Origin of the sequence: Arthrobacter luteolus NBRC 107841, from assembly GCF_001552075.1 — a bacterium.
GTDB classification, from domain to species: Bacteria; Actinomycetota; Actinomycetes; order Actinomycetales; family Micrococcaceae; genus Arthrobacter_B; species Arthrobacter_B luteolus.
This window is the reverse complement of record NZ_BCQM01000008.1, coordinates 1-14632: the sequence shown is the minus strand read 5'-3', so window position 1 is coordinate 14632 and position 14632 is coordinate 1. Positions and strand designations below refer to the sequence as shown.

The following is a 14632-nucleotide window of genomic DNA, read 5'->3' as shown; positions in this document are numbered from 1 at the left end:
CGGTGCTTGGCTTTGCGCGAGCAGTTGTTGACGAACCGTGCAGTGCTGCTTTCCCGGCCGGGTTCAGCGGCGCAGGCGGTAGGCCGAGGGAGAGAGTCCATAGGCGGCGCGGAACACCCGGCTGAAGTGCGCCGGATCCGGCAGCCCCCAGCGGGTGCCGATCGCTCCGACGGGAATGTCGGCCTGCAGCGGGTCGGCGAGGTCCCGCCGGGCGCCTTCCAGTCGCCGTCCGCGGATCCAGGCAGCCACCGTGGTGCCCGAATCCTCGAAGAGTTTGTGCAGGCTCCGCGTGGACATGAAGTGGGCCGCGGCAATGTAACCGGGCGAGAGTTCGGGGTTGGCGAGCTGGCCGTCAATGAAGTGCTGGACGCGGCGGAGCAGCCGTTCATGGCCCCCGCTGTCCGCGCCTGGGCGGGCGTACGCCTCATCGGCCAGCAGGGTGGAGAGCAGGTCCACGGTATTCAGGGCCAGCCGGTGGCCGATCGGACCGTCCAGGTCCGGCAGCATCCCGGCAATCTGGGTCAGGAACGGCACGACGGCGCGGCCCAGCCGGTGCCCGCCGCCCAGGCGGACGGCGGTCAGCTCAGCCATATCCTCGGCGGAAAGGCCCAGCAGCTGTTTGGGAAACATCAGGACCAGGGTGGTGAAATCCTCCTCGAAGCTGAGCGTGTAGGGCTGCCCGGTGTCATAAATCGCGAGGTCACCCGCCTCCAGGACTGCTTCCCGGCCGCCCTGCACCAGCACCCCGCACCCGGACATCTGCAGGCTGAGCTTGTAGAACCCTTCTCCGCCGCCGCTGATCAGCCCGGGGGTGCGTTCAACCCGGTGCGCCATGGCGTCAATCTGGACGATCGCCAGCTCGCGCAGGCGCCGGCCGGTGAGCCTGCCGGCGAAACGGGGGATGCCGGGATGCACAGGGGTGGCCTCAAGCGGGACAAAGGAATCGGAGACCAGCGTCCGCCATTCCGCGAAGCTGGCCGCTTCGGAGGTATCCGGGCCCGGGGCGGAAACTGGCGGGCCAGCCGGAACCTTGTCGCCCGGAGGCAGGCCGGCAGGTTCCGTGTCCGTACCGGGAGCCGGGGCGGCGGCTGCAGGACTCATGCTTCTCCCTCGAAGTAAGGTGCGTCACACGAGCCTGAATCTACGCCACCGGAACCGGAAAGTCATTATTTTTCTCCCCGCGTCGAACAACCTTCACCGATCGATGAACACCTGCAGACGGCGCGAATTGTGACCGGAACCACGTGATTAGCAGCTCCGGCAGGGGTACTGTAGAGTTCTAAATACGACGCGGGGTGGAGCAGTTCGGTAGCTCGCTGGGCTCATAACCCAGAGGTCGCAAGTTCAAATCTTGCCCCCGCAACCACTATGAAAATGGTCCTGAACCGGCATTAGCCGGCTCGGGACTATTTTTTTGCCCGGACAGCGCATCCTTTGACGCTAATGCCGGCTCCCGCTATCCCCGGCGGTTTCAAAAGCACGCTGAATCGGAACGTCACGAACGAAGAGATGTGACACCGGCATTAAGGGCCGGCATCCGGAATTGACTATTATCAGCCGTGAGCTGACGGCATTCTTGTTGCTCACCAGTAAGGCTGTTCAGCGGTGCAAGAGTGCGCTTCGGCGAGGCAAGTGCGTCCATTCACCCCGTAGGAAGTAAGGAACGTTTTGGAAACCACTCTGAACCGCCGGCTTGGGGTGCCCGGCATCGTCTTAATGGTGATCGCAGCGGCCGCTCCGATCACCGTAGTCGCGGCGAATTTCCCCATCATTATTACCGTTTCGGGCTCAATCGCCGTGCCGCTGATGGCTCTGACAGCAATGCTCATCCTGTTGCTGTTCTCGGTCGGATTCTCCTGGATGACGCCGCATGTGCCGGACGCCGGCGCCTTTTACTCCTACGTGGACCGCGGACTCGGCCGCCGGGCGGGCCTCGGCACGGCTGCAATAGCCCTGTTTGCCTACGTGCTGCTGACTGTTTCCATGACCTGCTATCTCGGCGTGCAGGCAGGTAACCTGATCCAGCTCTGGACAGGAATGGAACTGCCGTGGTGGCTAATCTCGGCAGTGATGCTGGTCCTGGTCGGATTCCTCGGATACCGGGATATCAATCTTTCAGCAAAGGTCCTCGGCATTGTCCTGGTACTGGAAGTCGTCGCCGTGCTGGCCATTGATCTCGGTGTGCTTTTTTCCGGGCGGGAACTGACATCCACTCCGTTTAGCCCGGTGGAAGCGATGTCGGGCGCTCCGGGGCTGGGCGTGCTGTTTGTCTTCCTGGGTTTCTTCGGCTTCGAAGCGACTGCGGTTTTCCGCAATGAAGCCCGCAATCCGGAACGCACCATTCCGCGCGCGACCTACATTGCCGTCCTCTCGATCGGCGCCCTGTACGCTCTTTCCTCCTGGCTGGTAATCAGCGGACTCGGCGAGGGCAATGCGGTGAGCGCTTCCAGCGAGAACCCGGACCAGGTGGTGATCGGCCTGGCCGGGCAGGTGGTCGCCCCCATCATGGCCGACATAGTCCAGGTGCTGGTGGTCACGAGCATGTTCGCCTGCATGCTGGCGTTCCACAACATTGTGACCCGGTACCTGTTTACCCTCGGCCAGCGGGGCGTACTGCCCGGAAGCCTGGCCCAGGTGCACCACAGGCACCATGCCCCGTCCCGCGCATCACTGTGGGTCAGCGCAGTGACATCTGCCGTCGTCGTCGTATCAGCGCTGGCGCAGCTGGACCCGGTTCAACAGATCTACACGTGGTACTCGGGAGCCGGTGCCATCGGCGTCATCGTGATGATGGCCCTGACCAGCTTCGCTGTGGTGGCCTTCGGTTCACGCGCCCGGAAGTCAGCCGGCCAGGCACCGTCCGGACTGGTCACCGCGGCAGCAGTGCTGGGAGGCATCGGCCTGCTGCTGGTCCTGGCGCTCTCGATCTGGAACCTCCCGCTGCTCGTGGGCGGCAGCGTTGCGGCAATCGTCTGGGGAGCCACCCTCGTTATCGTGTTTGCCGCAGGCGCGGCCCTGCCGTCCCGGGCGGGCACGGCGGCCGCTGAGGAACCAGCCGTCCTCACACCCAAGGCCTAGGAACCCATTACGGCTCCCGCCCCGCACCCGGGGCGGGAGCGGCGCCGAGCGAGGCAAGCCAGCCATCCAGCTGTGCAGTCAGCTCGAGCGGCGAGCTGCCGGCGGGCAGCAGGACGGCGGCAACCTGGGCGCCCAGCAGGTAATTCAGCAGCGCGCCGGCCGCCTGCACCCGGTCCGCCTGCCGCCGGGCATCGCCGGATAATGCCTCTCCCACGTGCTTTTCCAGTGTCCGCCTCCACTGCTCCATCGACCGGGCGTGGATCCGGGCCTTCTCCGCGTCATGGGCGGCCGCCTGCCAGAACGGGATGACAATCCGGGCCTCATCCAGGCGCTCATCATCCAGCGGCAGGACTTCCAGTCCGAACGCGCGCAGCGCCGCCATCCCCCGCAGTCCCCCGACAGCCTCCGCGATGCGGGCATTGGTCTGATCAAATACATAGCCGAACGCGTAGGTCAGGAGTTCGGACTTCGCCGGAAAATACGGCTTCAACGCTCCATTCGCGAACCCGGCTTCGGCAGCGATACCGCGCATCGTGGCGCGGTCGATTCCCTCCCGGGCAATAATCCGCCAGGTCGCCTGCACCAGTTCAACCCGGCGCTGGTCATGGTCAACAACTTTTGGCACCCGGTGATCCCCCATTTTGTCCGTATCCGCCGGGCCCGGGCGGGCTCAAACAATACGGCCCAGCCAAACCCTTGTGACCCAGCTTACTTCCCGCTATTCTCTACAGTCATAGAAAAACGACGCCGAGGAGCAGCATGAGTACGATCCCCACCGAGACCGCATCCGCCTATGCCCTGGCCACGGCAGAGGAGATCCAGGAGGTGCGCCGCCTCCTGGAAGACGCCGGCCTCGCGTCCGGGAGCACCCGGTTCGCCTACCTGGGCCTGCTGGATCCGCAGCGCAGCACCAGCCCGGACACAGCGGCAGCGGCCCCCGCCGCAGACCGCCGCTTCCGCGCCTTCCTTCTCGACACCGCCGGTGCCGCGCCCCGGGACGTCACGGTTTCCCTGACCCAGGGGGCGGTTCTGACCTCGGTGGAACTGGATACCTCGGCCACCGGCGAATTGCCGGTGCTGGAGGAAGAGTTCGAGGTGGTGGAACAGATCCTCGCGGCGGACCCGGACTGGCTGGCCGCACTGGAGCGCCGGGGGCTCGACGTGGCGAAGGTCCGGGTGGCGCCGCTCTCCGCCGGGGTCTTCGAATACCCCGAAGAGAAGGGCCGCCGGATCCTGCGCGGACTCGCTTTCCTGCAGAACTTCCCCGAAGACAGCGCCTGGGCGCACCCGATCGACGGCCTGGTGGGCTACGTCGACATCGTGAACCGCTCCGTGGACCAGGTCCTGGACTTCGGCGTTATGCCGGTTCCCGAGGAGCACGGCAACTACACCGATCCGGAGCTGACCGGGGAACTGCGCACCACGCAGAAGCCGATCGAAATCACCCAGCCGGAGGGACCCTCCTTCACCGTCACCGGCGGTAACCATGTGGAATGGGAAAAGTGGAGCGTGGACATCGGTTTCGATGCCCGCGAAGGGGTGGTGCTGCACAATCTGGCATTCCAGGACGGCGGCCGCAGGCGCTCCATCATCAACCGTGCGTCCATCGCCGAGATGGTTGTGCCGTACGGCGACCCGGCACCGGTGCGCTCCTGGCAGAACTACTTCGACACCGGTGAGTATCTGGTGGGGCAGTATGCCAACTCCCTGGAGCTGGGCTGCGACTGCCTGGGTGAAATCACCTACCTCAGCCCGGTGATTGCGGACGGCTTCGGGAATCCGCGCACCATCCGCAACGGCATCTGCATGCACGAGGAAGACTGGTCCATCCTGGCCAAGCACTCGGACCTGTGGACCGGCATCAACTACACCCGGCGCAACCGGCGCCTGGTGATCTCCTTCTTCACCACGATCGGCAACTACGACTACGGGTTTTACTGGTACCTCTACCTCGACGGCACCATCGAATTCGAAGCGAAAGCCACCGGCATCGTCTTCACCAGCGCGTATCCCGGCAAGGACTACCCCTACGCTTCGGAGCTCGCTCCCGGCCTGGGCGCCCCCTTCCACCAGCACCTCTTCGGCGCGCGGCTGGAAATGGCCCTGGACGGGACAACCAACCGGGTGGAGGAAGAGGACGCGGTCCGGGTTCCCATGGGCCCGGGCAACGAACGCGGCAACGCCTTTACCCGCAAGCGCACCCTACTGGCCCGTGAATCCGAGGCCATCCGCCGTGCCGATCCCGCCGTCGGGCGCACCTGGCACATCTCCAACCCGGAATCGCTGAACCGGCTCGGGGAACCCGTGGCATACAAGCTGATCTCCGAGGGCCAGCCGATGCTCCTGGCCGATCCCGGGTCCTCAGTGGCCAAGCGGGCGGCCTTCGCCACCAAGGACCTGTGGGTGACCCGGTATGCCGAGGAGGAGCGCTATCCCACCGGCGACTTCGTGAACCAGCACTCCGGCGGAGCCGGCCTCCCCGCGTACACGGCCCAGGACCGCAGCATCGACGGCGAGCATATTGTCCTCTGGCACACGTTCGGGTTGACGCACTACCCGCGGATAGAGGACTGGCCGATCATGCCGGTGGACACCGCCGGGTTCAAGCTCCGTCCGGACGGGTTCTTCGACCGCAGCCCGGTGCTGGACGTGCCGGCCAGCACCCCGGCCGCCGGTGGCCACTGCCACAGCTAGGGCGCGTCCATGGTGGACAGTGCGGTCACCGGCGCAGGCCCGGGCACGCGGCATCGCGTGCACGCCCGGGCCTGCGCTGCGGTTGGCATGCTGGGTGCCCTGGCCCACCTGTGGCTGGCGCCGGGGCACGGCTGGGCACTTGGCGCCGGCATGGTGGTTATGGCCGCGGTTTGCCTTCCCTGCGCTGCGGGGCTGTGGCGGCAGACCGGGGTGCGGGCTGCCCGGACCATGATGTCCGCAGCCCTTGCCATGGCGGTGCTGCACGCGGTCCTGCTGCTTGGCGGCAGTCCGGTGCATGCGGGGCATGAAGCAGCGGCTGCGGTGGTCCCGGCAGGCCGGGACGGACATGCCTCCGCCATGCTGCTGCTGACCGTTCTGGAGCTTACTGCCGCGTTCGCCGCGGCCACCCTGATCAGCAGGGTGCGCCGCGCGGGGCGCGGCGGCTAGTCCACCAGCTCTGACTGCGTTTCGATGAAGTCCCAATCCCCAACACCGAGGATCGGGTCGATAACCGGCCCGCCGGCTTCGGCAATCCGGTCCTGGATTTTCGCCGGAATACCGTCGTGGCGGAGGTTCTCCCGAAGCCATTGCTTGGCCGTGGTGTCCAGATACGGCCACCACCGTTCGATCCTGATAGGTTGCACGGCAGCCCCCTTTCCTTCGCGGTAGGTCCACCGTGCCACCGGCCCCTCAGGGGCGCAAGGGGGGCACTAAAGACCATCCCGGACGGACCCGCTTCGGCCTACGGGCGGACGGTGATGCTCTCGATGGCAGCGCGGGCCTGCACAGCCAGGCTGTCCGGAATCGGCGCACTCTTGGCGGCTTCGGCGGAGGCCTGCTGGCCTTCCTCGCTCACCACATACTGTCCGAACGTCTTCACGAGCTCCGTGGTGTCAGCATCTTCGTAGCTGCTGCAGAAAATCTGGTAGGAGATCAGAACCAGCGGGTAGGCGCCGGGCGCGGTGGTGGTGCGGTCCAGATGCAGGGCGATGTCATGTTCGCCGCGGTCCTGGACGCGGGTGGCCTGCTCGACCGCGATCGAGGCTCCCTCGGCGCTGATCGGCACGTACTCCTCACCCACCTTCAGGTTTACGGTTCCCAGGGAATCGTCGACGACGGAGTCGTCCGAGTAGGCAACAGCGCCTTCGGTGCGGGTCACGGTGCTGATCACACCGGCGCTGCCCTGCGCGTTTTCTCCGCCCAGGCCGCCGGGCCAGGAGCCGGAGGGATCATTCGGCCATTCCTCCGGGGCGGCCTCGTGCAGGTATTCGGTGAAGTTTTCGGTGGTACCGGAATCATCCGCGCGGCTGACGGCGGTGATCCGCGTCTGCGGCAGCTCCACGCCCGGGTTCTGCGCGGCAATCACGGGATCGTTCCAGAACTCGATCTCGCCGCGGAACAGCTTGGCGATGGTGCCGGCATCCATATTCAGGGACTCGATGCCCGGCAGGTTGAAGGCCACCGCGATGGGGGAAATGTAGGCAGGAATGTCCAGCGCGCCGTCGGGCCCGCACACCTCGCGCGCTTCGCCGAGTTCCTCGTCCTGCAGGAACGCGTCCGAGCCGGCGAATTGCACGGCACCGGCGAGCAGCGCGTTGCGCCCTGCGCCCGAGCCGTCCGGGGAGTACTGCACCTGGGCCTTGGGATGCAGCACCCGGAAGCCGCCGATCCAGGCATCCATGGCCGGCCCCTGTGCCGTCGAGCCGGAGCCGGAGATGATGCCGGCGAGAGTGGAGGTGCTGTTCTCCGCCGCCTTCCGCTGTTCCTCACCCAACGGATAGTCGGAGCCGCAGGCTGAGAGCGCAAGCACTGCGGCGGCTGCGGCTGCCAGGGTACGAAGCGGACGGGAAGTGCGCACGTTGGTGGGCTCCTTTGGGGGAAATGGCATCGGGCGTCCGGGTGGCAGCGCAATGTGCACTGCGCTTCCCCTCGCAACTTCAAGGCTAGCCGCCGATTAGTCTTCACCGCCAACTGGGAGTGCCCGCTGCCCTTGGCTCTCCGGTTGCAGGATGGGAGGATGATCGGCACCGCAGACCACAGCTGCAGAACGTATGCCGCAATGTCCGGTCCGCCAGTGTCCCAGCCCCGAGGGGGTTGCAGTGCTGATTGCCGCCACCGTATTCACTCTGGTTGCCGCCGCCGTCCACTTCTACTTCTTTGCGCTCGAGTCACTGCGCTGGACCGCGGCCGAAACCATGGAAGCCTATGGAATCACGTCCCCGCAGGACGCCGAGGCAACGCAGCCGCTGGCCTACACCCAGGGTTTTTACAACTTGTTCCTCGGCGTTGGCGCCGTCCTGGGTGTGCTGCTGCTCGGCGTGAGCAATCCGGTGGCGGGGCTGACCCTCATGAGCTTTTCCACTGCCTGCATGGCTCTTGCGTCGGTGGTGCTGCTGGCCGGGAAATGGCCCCTGGGACGGATCGCCCTGATCCGCGGAATCCCCGCCCTGCTCGCCCTGCTGCTGACACTGATGGGGTCTTAGGATCCGGGCTGCGCCGGTGGCAGCGGAGCGCCGTCGTACGCGTGGGATGTCCAGAGGTGGAAGAGGGCATAGGCCCGCCAGGGCCGCCAGGGTTCAGCCAGGGCTTCCGCTTCGCGGGCCGCTGCCACGCCAAGGGCGCGCCGCAGGATGAGGTCGCCGGGAACAAACGCATCCCGGTCCCCGCCGGCCCGGACGGCCAGATAGTCGGCGGTCCAGGGGCCGATGCCCGGCAGCGCCAGCAGCGCAGCGGGCGGACCGTTCCCCAGGTCGAGGCCGTCCGCGGCGGCACCAGCCAGGGCCTGGATGGTCCGGGCCCTGGCGCCGGTGATGCGGACGGCGGCCTGCAGCTCCTCCGCTGAAACCGCTGCCAGCACAGCGGCCTGCGGGAACATCCGGTACCCGCCGGGCCCGGGTGTTCCGTACGCGGAAACCAGCCGGGCGCCAAAGGTCCTGGCAGCAGCGAGGGAGACCTGCTGCCCCAGGACGGTCAGCACTGCGGTCTCGAACGGATTCACGGCGCCGGGAATCCGCAGGCCGGGGTGCCGGGCCACCAGTGGGGCCAGGCGCGGGAAGGACGCCAAAAAGCCGTCCACCGCGGAGGTGTCCGCGTCCAGGTCCAGCCAGCGGCGGACCAGGGCACGGCTCGCGGGATCACCTGCGGAGCCGCCGCCGTCGAAACGCACGATCACTCCCTCCGCTGAGCCAAACTCCACCCTGGCCAGCACCGGACCCTCCGGGGTCGGCAGCAGCCGGGTCAGGGCGGCGCCTGCGGCGGTGCTTTCCACGGCCTCAAGCCCGGGAACTGCGTGCGCGGCCAGGCTGCGCACCAGTGGCTGCCAGGGGAACGGCCCGCTGGTTTCCAGCTGGAGGGTCCGGCCTGACGGTTCCTCCCCCGCTGGCTGCGCCGCCGGAACCCCAGGAAGGCTCAGCCCCTCTGCCTGCCTACCCGGGCCGCTCATTCCAGTCCGGTCATGCGCAGGGTGATGTTGATCCGGCCGTGGGACAGTCCGGTCTCCGGGTCCGCTGTGCCGGGCAGCGTCTTGGGTACGCCGTGGTACGCGAAACGTGACGGGCCGCCGAACACGAAGAGGTCGCCGGAAAGCAGTTCAAGATCGGTATAGGGCTTGGTGCGGGTTTGTGTATTCCCGAATCGGAATATACAGCTGTCTCCGATGCTGAGCGAGACCACCGGGGCGCTGGATTTCTCGTCCTTGTCCTGGTGCATGCCCATGTGCGCGCCGTCGGCGTAGTAGTTGATCAGCGCCGTGTCAGGCGTGTAGTCCGCCGGGTCAAAGACCTCCGGGTCGTAGCCGGCCTGCTCCTCCGCGAAGTAGGCGGCACGGAGCGCGTCGCGGCCCAGCTGAATCAGCCAGTCCGGGACGTCCGCCACCCGGCCGCCGCCGGCGTCGTCGGCTGTGCGCGTGTACTTGTAGGGCTGCCAGTGCCAGCCCAGGCAGACCGTCTGCACCGACATTTTGTGCCCGCCGGGCAGGACGGCGGAGCGCATCGGCACGGGTCCGACTGCCCAGGCCCGGCAGGCCTCCACGACGCTTCGCTGCGCGGCGGTATCCAGCCAGTCGGGAACATGGACGGCGCCGGCGGACGGAGCGGAACGTTCCCGCGCGAAAAGCTGTCCGGTCATGCGGCGGCTTCCATTGCGAGCAGGGTCCGCTTTACGTCGCTGCCGCCGAGGTAGTTGCCGATGGTCCCGTCCGAGCGGACTACCCGGTGGCAGGGCACCACCACGGGCAGCGGGTTGCGGGCGCAGGCAGTTCCGGCGGCGCGGACCGCTCCGGGGTTCCCTGCCAGGGCGGCGAGGGCCGCGTAGCTGGCGGTGGATCCGTAAGTGATTTCGGAGAGGTGCTCGACGACGGTGCGGCGGAAGCCGGTGGCCAGCCGTAGGTCCAGGGGAAGGTCGAACACCTGCCGGGTGCCGGCGAAGTACTCGCCCAGCTGGCGGACCGGTTCGGCCAGCCGGTCCGGAGCTTCCAGGATCCGCGGGCTGATCCGCAGGGACAGGTCGGCGAGGACGGCGTCGTGGCCTTCCCTGCCGAAGGCCACACGGGCCAGGCCGGCGGGGGTGGCGGCGAGCAGCAGCTCACCAATGGGGGTATTGACCACGGTGTAGGCAAGGTCGAGCAGATCCTGCTCCTGCGCACCGGCGGTGAGCCGGGCATGCAGCCGGTCGAGGGCTTGGTCTTCGCCGGCGGTCAGGGCGGAGTTCAGTCCGGCTTCCAGCACGGTGTCCGTAGACGGGGTCATCGGAGGTCCTCTCCATCCATGGTTCTCAGCTTCTTCATGCCGTCCGCGGCAGAGCGGCGAACGGCTGCTTCGGTTCCCCCCAGCAGCACGGCTACCTCGGCGAAAGGCAGCCCGGCGAGGTGGTGGTAGGCCAGTGCCTCCCGTTGGCGCTGAGGCAGGGACCGCAGCGCGGCCCACAGCCCGTCATGCTCACCGGGACCGGGTCCGGGTCGTTGTTCGGGCTCGGGGAGTTCGGGCACCAGCACCGGGCGGCGGGCCGCGGCGCGGTGCACGTCAATGGCCTTGCGCTTGGCAATCGTGACCAGCCAGGCCTGGACGTTGGCTCCGGCCGGCAGCTCCGGGTAAGCGCGCAGGGCCGCGAGGAACGTCTCCGACCAGGCGTCTTCGGCGTCGTCCGGGCCCAGCACGGCACGGCAGACCCGCAGCACGGCGGCGCCGTGTTCCCTGACGATCACTTCGAACGGTTTCACTTCCACATACTGTAGACGCGCGGCGGGTGGGTTTTGTGAGGTCCCGGCCTAGTCCAGGCCCCCGGACGGCAGTGGAGACCAGCCGAAACCGGCGCGCGGTCCTGCGGCGAAACCGCCTGCAACATCGGACTCTGCGGGCTCCGCGCCGTCCGTATCCGGCCCGGCGCCCAGCAGGCTGCGGGTGAGCGCTTCCCGCTGTCCCGAGAGGCTCTCGGCCGCACCGAGCAGGTGCCCGTCGGCGGGGTCCTCCCCCGCTTCCGCTGCTGCCAGCACGGCACGGCGCACCAGTTCCCGGGCGAACGACGCGGTTGCCCCCTCGGCTTGTTCCGCCACCTGTGCCAGCGCGGCGGGAGAGAAGGTGCCGGAGGGTGCGTACAGTTCCAGCAGCCGGGCGCGGTCGGCTGCATCCGGCAGCGGAATTTCAACGGCTAGGTCCACGCGGCCGGGCCGCTGGGCCAGGGCCCGTTCCAGGACATCCACCCGGTTGGTGGTCATGATGAACGCGATGTCCGCATCGGCGTCGAGACCGTCCAGGGCATCGAGGACTTCGAAGAGCAGCGGCTGCGGTCCGTGGCCCATGCTCCGGTCCTCGGCGATCAGGTCAATATCCTCCAGCACCACCAGGGACGGGGACATGGCCCGCGCGAGTTTCGCGGCGTGGGAGACGGCGGCGAGGGAACCGCCGGAGAGGAGCACCGCCGTCGTTCCCGGGCTCTCGCTGAGCAGGTGCCGGACGGTGTGCGTTTTCCCCGTGCCGGGCGGCCCGTAGAGCAGCACCCCGCGTTTGAGGTGCTGCCCGGCGGCCTTCAACCTGCCCCTGTGCCCTGCGATGCCGAGGACGTGGCTGCGGACCCGTTCCAGCACACCGTCGGGCAGGATCACTTCGCTGCGGGGAAGCCGGGGGCGGGGCAGGAACGTAACGCCGGCGCCGTTTTGGCCATAGGGGTCAAAACCAAGCGACACCACCTGTCCGCGCAGGACGCTGTTGGTCCGCAGGTCGTCCTGGATAGCTGCCAGCACGGCGGCCGCCGCGGGACGCTCCGCTGCCATCACGGCGATGCTCGCGTCCGGGCTGCCGGTCTGCGGATCCCTGCTGCGCTGCATCACAGCAACGGGAACCCCGCCGTGGCGGAAAAGCCGGATACCCAGGGCGAGGGCTTCGCGGCTGGAATCGGGGCCGATGGCAACGTTGGCGAAGTCGGGCTGGCCCACCGGAACGTTGCTGTAGCCCTCCTCCTGCACCACATCGGAGAGGGTCAGGTGCCGTCGCTGCTGGCCGCCGCCCATCCCGATCAGCGCGTTTTCCGGGTCCGCAGCGCCCAGCCGTTCCAGGGCAATATCCAGGTCCGCGAAGCGGTGGAAGGGGATTGTCTCGGTCACGATCGGCACGTCCATGGCGGGACGTCCCAGGTAACGGCTGATCGCATCCCGCAGCCGCTCCCGGTCCGGGGACTGGAACCGCTGCTGCTGCGCCAGGTCGACGGCCGTGTTGAAGCTGGCCAGGAAATCCGCGAGATTCTTCTCCATGGCCGCCGACCCTATCAGCGGAAGGCGCCCGTCCCGGTCAGGGCGCGGCCCAGGATCAGGGCGTTGATGTCATGCGTGCCCTCGTAGGAGTAGACCGCTTCAGCATCGGCATGGAAACGCGCGACGTCGGTGTCCAGGGTGATGCCGTTGCCGCCCACCACTTCGCGGGCCAGCGCGACGGTCTGGCGCATCGCGGTGCAGGTGAACATCTTGGCCATGGCTGAGTCCTCGTCCCGGAAGATGCCCGCTTCCTGGCGCTGGGTCAGTCGGACCACCATGCCCAGGGAGGCCGTGACGTTGGCGGCCATGGTGGCCAGCTTCTGCTGGGTGAGCTGGAAGGAGGCCAGTGGCCGGCCGAACTGCTGCCGTTCCAGGGTGTAGCGCAGGGCAGCCTCGTAGGCGCCGGCCTGCAGCCCGGTGGCGATCCACGCGACGTCGGAGCGCAACCGCCGCATCAGCGCCGCAACGTCCTTGAACGAGTTGATGTTGGTCAGCCGGGCGGAATCGGGCACCCGGACGGCACGGAGTTCAATGTCCGCGTTCTGCATCATCCGCAGCGAGGTTTTGCGCAGGATTTTACTCATCGAGACGCCGGGGGTTTCGCGCGGGACCAGGAAGGCCTTGACCTGGCCATCGGCTTCGTCCCGGGCGAAGACGGCCAGCACGTCAGCGGTGAACGCCCCGCCGATCCAGCGCTTGGCGCCGTCGATAATCCAGTCGCCGCCGTCGCGCCGGGCGGAGGTTTCCAGGCCGCCGGCAATATCCGAGCCGTGGTCCGGTTCGGTGAGCGCGAAGACGCCGGTGTACTCGAAGGAGCGGATCTTGGGATCCAGGTCCGCCGCCTGTTCGGGGCTGCCGCCTTCCAAGACGGTGGTGCGGAACAGGCCGGACTGGGCGTTGTAGAACGTGGCCACGGATGCATCCGTGCGGGCCAGCTCAAAGTTCCGGAAGCCGGTGTACAGCCCGGAAGTGCGTCCCTGGCTGTCGGTTGCGCCCTCGGGTGCCATGAGGTTCAGGTCCACCAGCGGCTGGCGGATCTGGTACGGGAATTCACCGGCTTCCCAGTACTCTCCCAGCAGCGGGCTGACTTGCTTATCCAGCACGGTCCGCAGCCGGCCCAGCGCCCCGAGTTCGGCGCTGCTCAGGAGTTCGGAGTAGCCGTAGCGGTCGGAAGGGTAGAACGCTGCCGCGTCCAGCGTGCCGTCGCTGGCGCTCATGAGCCCAGTCCCAGCAGCCGCACGGCGTTTTCCTTGAGGATCTTAGGCCGCACCGCGTCCTTGATCTCCAGCGCATCGAAGTCCCGGCGCCAGCGGTCCGGCGTGATCAGCGGGTAGTCGGAGCCGAAGAGCACCTTGTCCTGGAGCAGGGAGTTGGCATGGCGCACCAGGTTGGCCGGGAAGTACTTCGGCGACCAGCCGGAGAGGTCGATCCATACGTTGGACTTGTGCGTCGCCACGGCAATGGCTTCGTCCTGCCAGGGCACCGATGGGTGGGCCATGATGATCTGCAGCTCGGGGAAGTCCGCGGCGACGGCGTCGAGCAGGATCGGGTTGGAGAGCCCCAGTTTCAGGCCGAAGCCGCCGGGCAGGCCGGATCCGATGCCGGTCTGCCCGGTGTGGAACAGGGCCGGGACGCCCAGGTCCTGGAGCAGGGCCCAGAGTGGATAGAACGCGCGGTCGCTGGGGTCGAAGTTCTGCACCGTGGGGTGGAACTTGAAGCCGCGCACCCCGTAGTCACCGGCGAGGACCTTGGCCCGGGCCAGCGCGTCGGTTCCGGAGGTGGGGTCCACGGAGCCGAAGGGGATCAGCACGTCATTGTTGCGGGCCGCGCCCTCCGCGATTTCCTCGCTGGAGTTCGGCGGATGGCCCAGGGACTTGGACGCATCCACGGTGAAGACGACGGCGGCGGTTTTCCGCTCGCGGTAGTACGCGGCGATTTCGTCCAGTCCGGGGCGGGGGCCGTCGGTCTTGAAGTGCTTGGAGGCAGCGTCAACGAGTTCCTGCGGGAGCGCGTTGTGTCCGTGGTCGTCCACTTCAATGTGGACGTGGGTGTCGATGGCGTCCAGGGCCGCGACGTCGAGGCCGAGTGTGTAGACCATGGTTTATTTGCTTTCTGCGC

Annotated in this window: 15 protein-coding genes and 1 tRNA gene; 5 read left to right on the top strand and 11 right to left on the bottom strand. The window is 67.5% G+C overall.

The window, feature by feature from the left end; all coding sequences use genetic code 11:
• Positions 1-63 precede the first annotated feature (63 nt).
• Positions 64-1101: an AraC-like ligand-binding domain-containing protein gene (locus AL3_RS13805; RefSeq protein ID WP_083521755.1), complete on the bottom strand. Its 1038-nt coding sequence runs from the start codon at positions 1099-1101 to the stop codon at positions 64-66.
• Positions 1102-1289: 188 nt separating this feature from the next.
• Here AL3_RS13805 and AL3_RS13800 point away from each other — a divergent pair.
• Both AL3_RS13800 and AL3_RS13795 read left to right on the top strand, forming a co-directional pair.
• Positions 1290-1366, top strand: a tRNA-Met gene (locus AL3_RS13800).
• Positions 1367-1668: 302 nt separating this feature from the next.
• Positions 1669-3078, top strand: a complete 1410-nt coding sequence (locus tag AL3_RS13795; protein WP_066302081.1) for an APC family permease — start codon at positions 1669-1671, stop codon at positions 3076-3078.
• A 7-nt stretch (positions 3079-3085) separates the two neighbouring features.
• Here the strand turns inward: AL3_RS13795 and AL3_RS13790 are convergent, their stop codons facing one another.
• On the bottom strand, positions 3086-3703 hold the full coding sequence (locus AL3_RS13790; protein ID WP_066302292.1) for a TetR/AcrR family transcriptional regulator: 618 nt from the start codon (positions 3701-3703) through the stop codon (positions 3086-3088).
• 134 nt (positions 3704-3837) lie between these two features.
• Here AL3_RS13790 and AL3_RS13785 point away from each other — a divergent pair, with 134 nt between their 5' ends.
• Both AL3_RS13785 and AL3_RS13780 read left to right on the top strand, forming a co-directional pair.
• Positions 3838-5772, top strand: coding sequence for a primary-amine oxidase (locus tag AL3_RS13785; protein WP_066302078.1), 1935 nt, complete (start codon positions 3838-3840; stop codon positions 5770-5772).
• Between the two features lie 9 nt (positions 5773-5781).
• The gene (locus tag AL3_RS13780) at positions 5782-6219 is read left to right on the top strand and encodes a hypothetical protein (protein ID WP_066302075.1); all 438 of its coding nucleotides are present in this window, start codon (positions 5782-5784) and stop codon (positions 6217-6219) included.
• Here AL3_RS13780 and AL3_RS13775 read toward each other — a convergent pair.
• Positions 6216-6416, bottom strand: coding sequence for a hypothetical protein (locus AL3_RS13775; RefSeq protein WP_246168375.1), 201 nt, complete (start codon positions 6414-6416; stop codon positions 6216-6218). The two genes, AL3_RS13780 and AL3_RS13775, sit on opposite strands and share 4 nt — an antisense overlap.
• A 98-nt stretch (positions 6417-6514) precedes the next feature.
• The gene (gene pstS, locus AL3_RS13770) at positions 6515-7660 is read right to left on the bottom strand and encodes a phosphate ABC transporter substrate-binding protein PstS (RefSeq protein ID WP_066302072.1); all 1146 of its coding nucleotides are present in this window, start codon (positions 7658-7660) and stop codon (positions 6515-6517) included.
• A 211-nt stretch (positions 7661-7871) separates the two neighbouring features.
• On the opposite strand from pstS, the gene AL3_RS13765 reads away from it, so the two are divergent.
• Complete coding sequence (locus tag AL3_RS13765; protein WP_066302069.1) at positions 7872-8255, top strand: DUF1304 domain-containing protein; 384 nt, start codon at positions 7872-7874, stop codon at positions 8253-8255.
• On the opposite strand, the gene AL3_RS13760 is transcribed toward AL3_RS13765, so the two are convergent.
• The 7 genes from AL3_RS13760 to AL3_RS13730 all read right to left on the bottom strand — a co-directional run bounded on the left by AL3_RS13760 (position 8252) and on the right by AL3_RS13730 (position 14612).
• Entirely contained in the window at positions 8252-9118 is an 867-nt protein-coding gene (locus AL3_RS13760) for a DNA-3-methyladenine glycosylase family protein (protein WP_255220901.1), read from the bottom strand. The two genes, AL3_RS13765 and AL3_RS13760, sit on opposite strands and share 4 nt — an antisense overlap.
• 92 nt (positions 9119-9210) lie before the next feature.
• Entirely contained in the window at positions 9211-9897 is a 687-nt protein-coding gene (locus tag AL3_RS13755; protein ID WP_066302067.1) for an alpha-ketoglutarate-dependent dioxygenase AlkB family protein, read from the bottom strand.
• Positions 9894-10517 carry a methylated-DNA--[protein]-cysteine S-methyltransferase gene (locus AL3_RS13750; protein ID WP_083521752.1) on the bottom strand — a complete coding sequence of 208 codons (624 nt, stop codon included), beginning with the start codon at positions 10515-10517 and terminating at the stop codon, positions 9894-9896. Before AL3_RS13750 ends, AL3_RS13755 begins: the two co-directional genes overlap by 4 nt.
• A complete protein-coding gene (locus AL3_RS13745) occupies positions 10514-10987 on the bottom strand; it encodes an RNA polymerase sigma factor (RefSeq protein ID WP_370665430.1) in 474 nt (157 codons plus the stop codon). The genes AL3_RS13750 and AL3_RS13745 overlap by 4 nt, the downstream gene beginning before the upstream one ends.
• A gap of 48 nt (positions 10988-11035) precedes the next feature.
• A complete protein-coding gene (locus AL3_RS13740; RefSeq protein WP_066302060.1) occupies positions 11036-12514 on the bottom strand; it encodes an AAA family ATPase in 1479 nt (492 codons plus the stop codon).
• Positions 12515-12528: 14 nt separating this feature from the next.
• Positions 12529-13731: an acyl-CoA dehydrogenase family protein gene (locus tag AL3_RS13735; RefSeq protein ID WP_066302058.1), complete on the bottom strand. Its 1203-nt coding sequence runs from the start codon at positions 13729-13731 to the stop codon at positions 12529-12531.
• Complete coding sequence (locus tag AL3_RS13730) at positions 13728-14612, bottom strand: amidohydrolase family protein (RefSeq protein ID WP_066302056.1); 885 nt, start codon at positions 14610-14612, stop codon at positions 13728-13730. The genes AL3_RS13735 and AL3_RS13730 overlap by 4 nt, the downstream gene beginning before the upstream one ends.
• Positions 14613-14632 lie beyond the last annotated feature (20 nt).

What these genes read in the sequence shown, in the direction of transcription:
- pstS (WP_066302072.1), bottom strand. Translation starts at nt 7,660, where the DNA reads ATGCCATTTCCCCCAAAGGAGCCCACCAACGTGCGCACTTCCCGTCCG.
- AL3_RS13785 (WP_066302078.1), top strand. Translation starts at nt 3,838, where the DNA reads ATGAGTACGATCCCCACCGAGACCGCATCCGCCTATGCCCTGGCCACG.
- AL3_RS13740 (WP_066302060.1), bottom strand. Translation starts at nt 12,514, where the DNA reads ATGGAGAAGAATCTCGCGGATTTCCTGGCCAGCTTCAACACGGCCGTC.
- AL3_RS13805 (WP_083521755.1), bottom strand. Translation starts at nt 1,101, where the DNA reads ATGAGTCCTGCAGCCGCCGCCCCGGCTCCCGGTACGGACACGGAACCT.
- AL3_RS13730 (WP_066302056.1), bottom strand. Translation starts at nt 14,612, where the DNA reads ATGGTCTACACACTCGGCCTCGACGTCGCGGCCCTGGACGCCATCGAC.
- AL3_RS13735 (WP_066302058.1), bottom strand. Translation starts at nt 13,731, where the DNA reads ATGAGCGCCAGCGACGGCACGCTGGACGCGGCAGCGTTCTACCCTTCC.
- AL3_RS13780 (WP_066302075.1), top strand. Translation starts at nt 5,782, where the DNA reads ATGGTGGACAGTGCGGTCACCGGCGCAGGCCCGGGCACGCGGCATCGC.
- AL3_RS13750 (WP_083521752.1), bottom strand. Translation starts at nt 10,517, where the DNA reads ATGACCCCGTCTACGGACACCGTGCTGGAAGCCGGACTGAACTCCGCC.
- AL3_RS13755 (WP_066302067.1), bottom strand. Translation starts at nt 9,897, where the DNA reads ATGACCGGACAGCTTTTCGCGCGGGAACGTTCCGCTCCGTCCGCCGGC.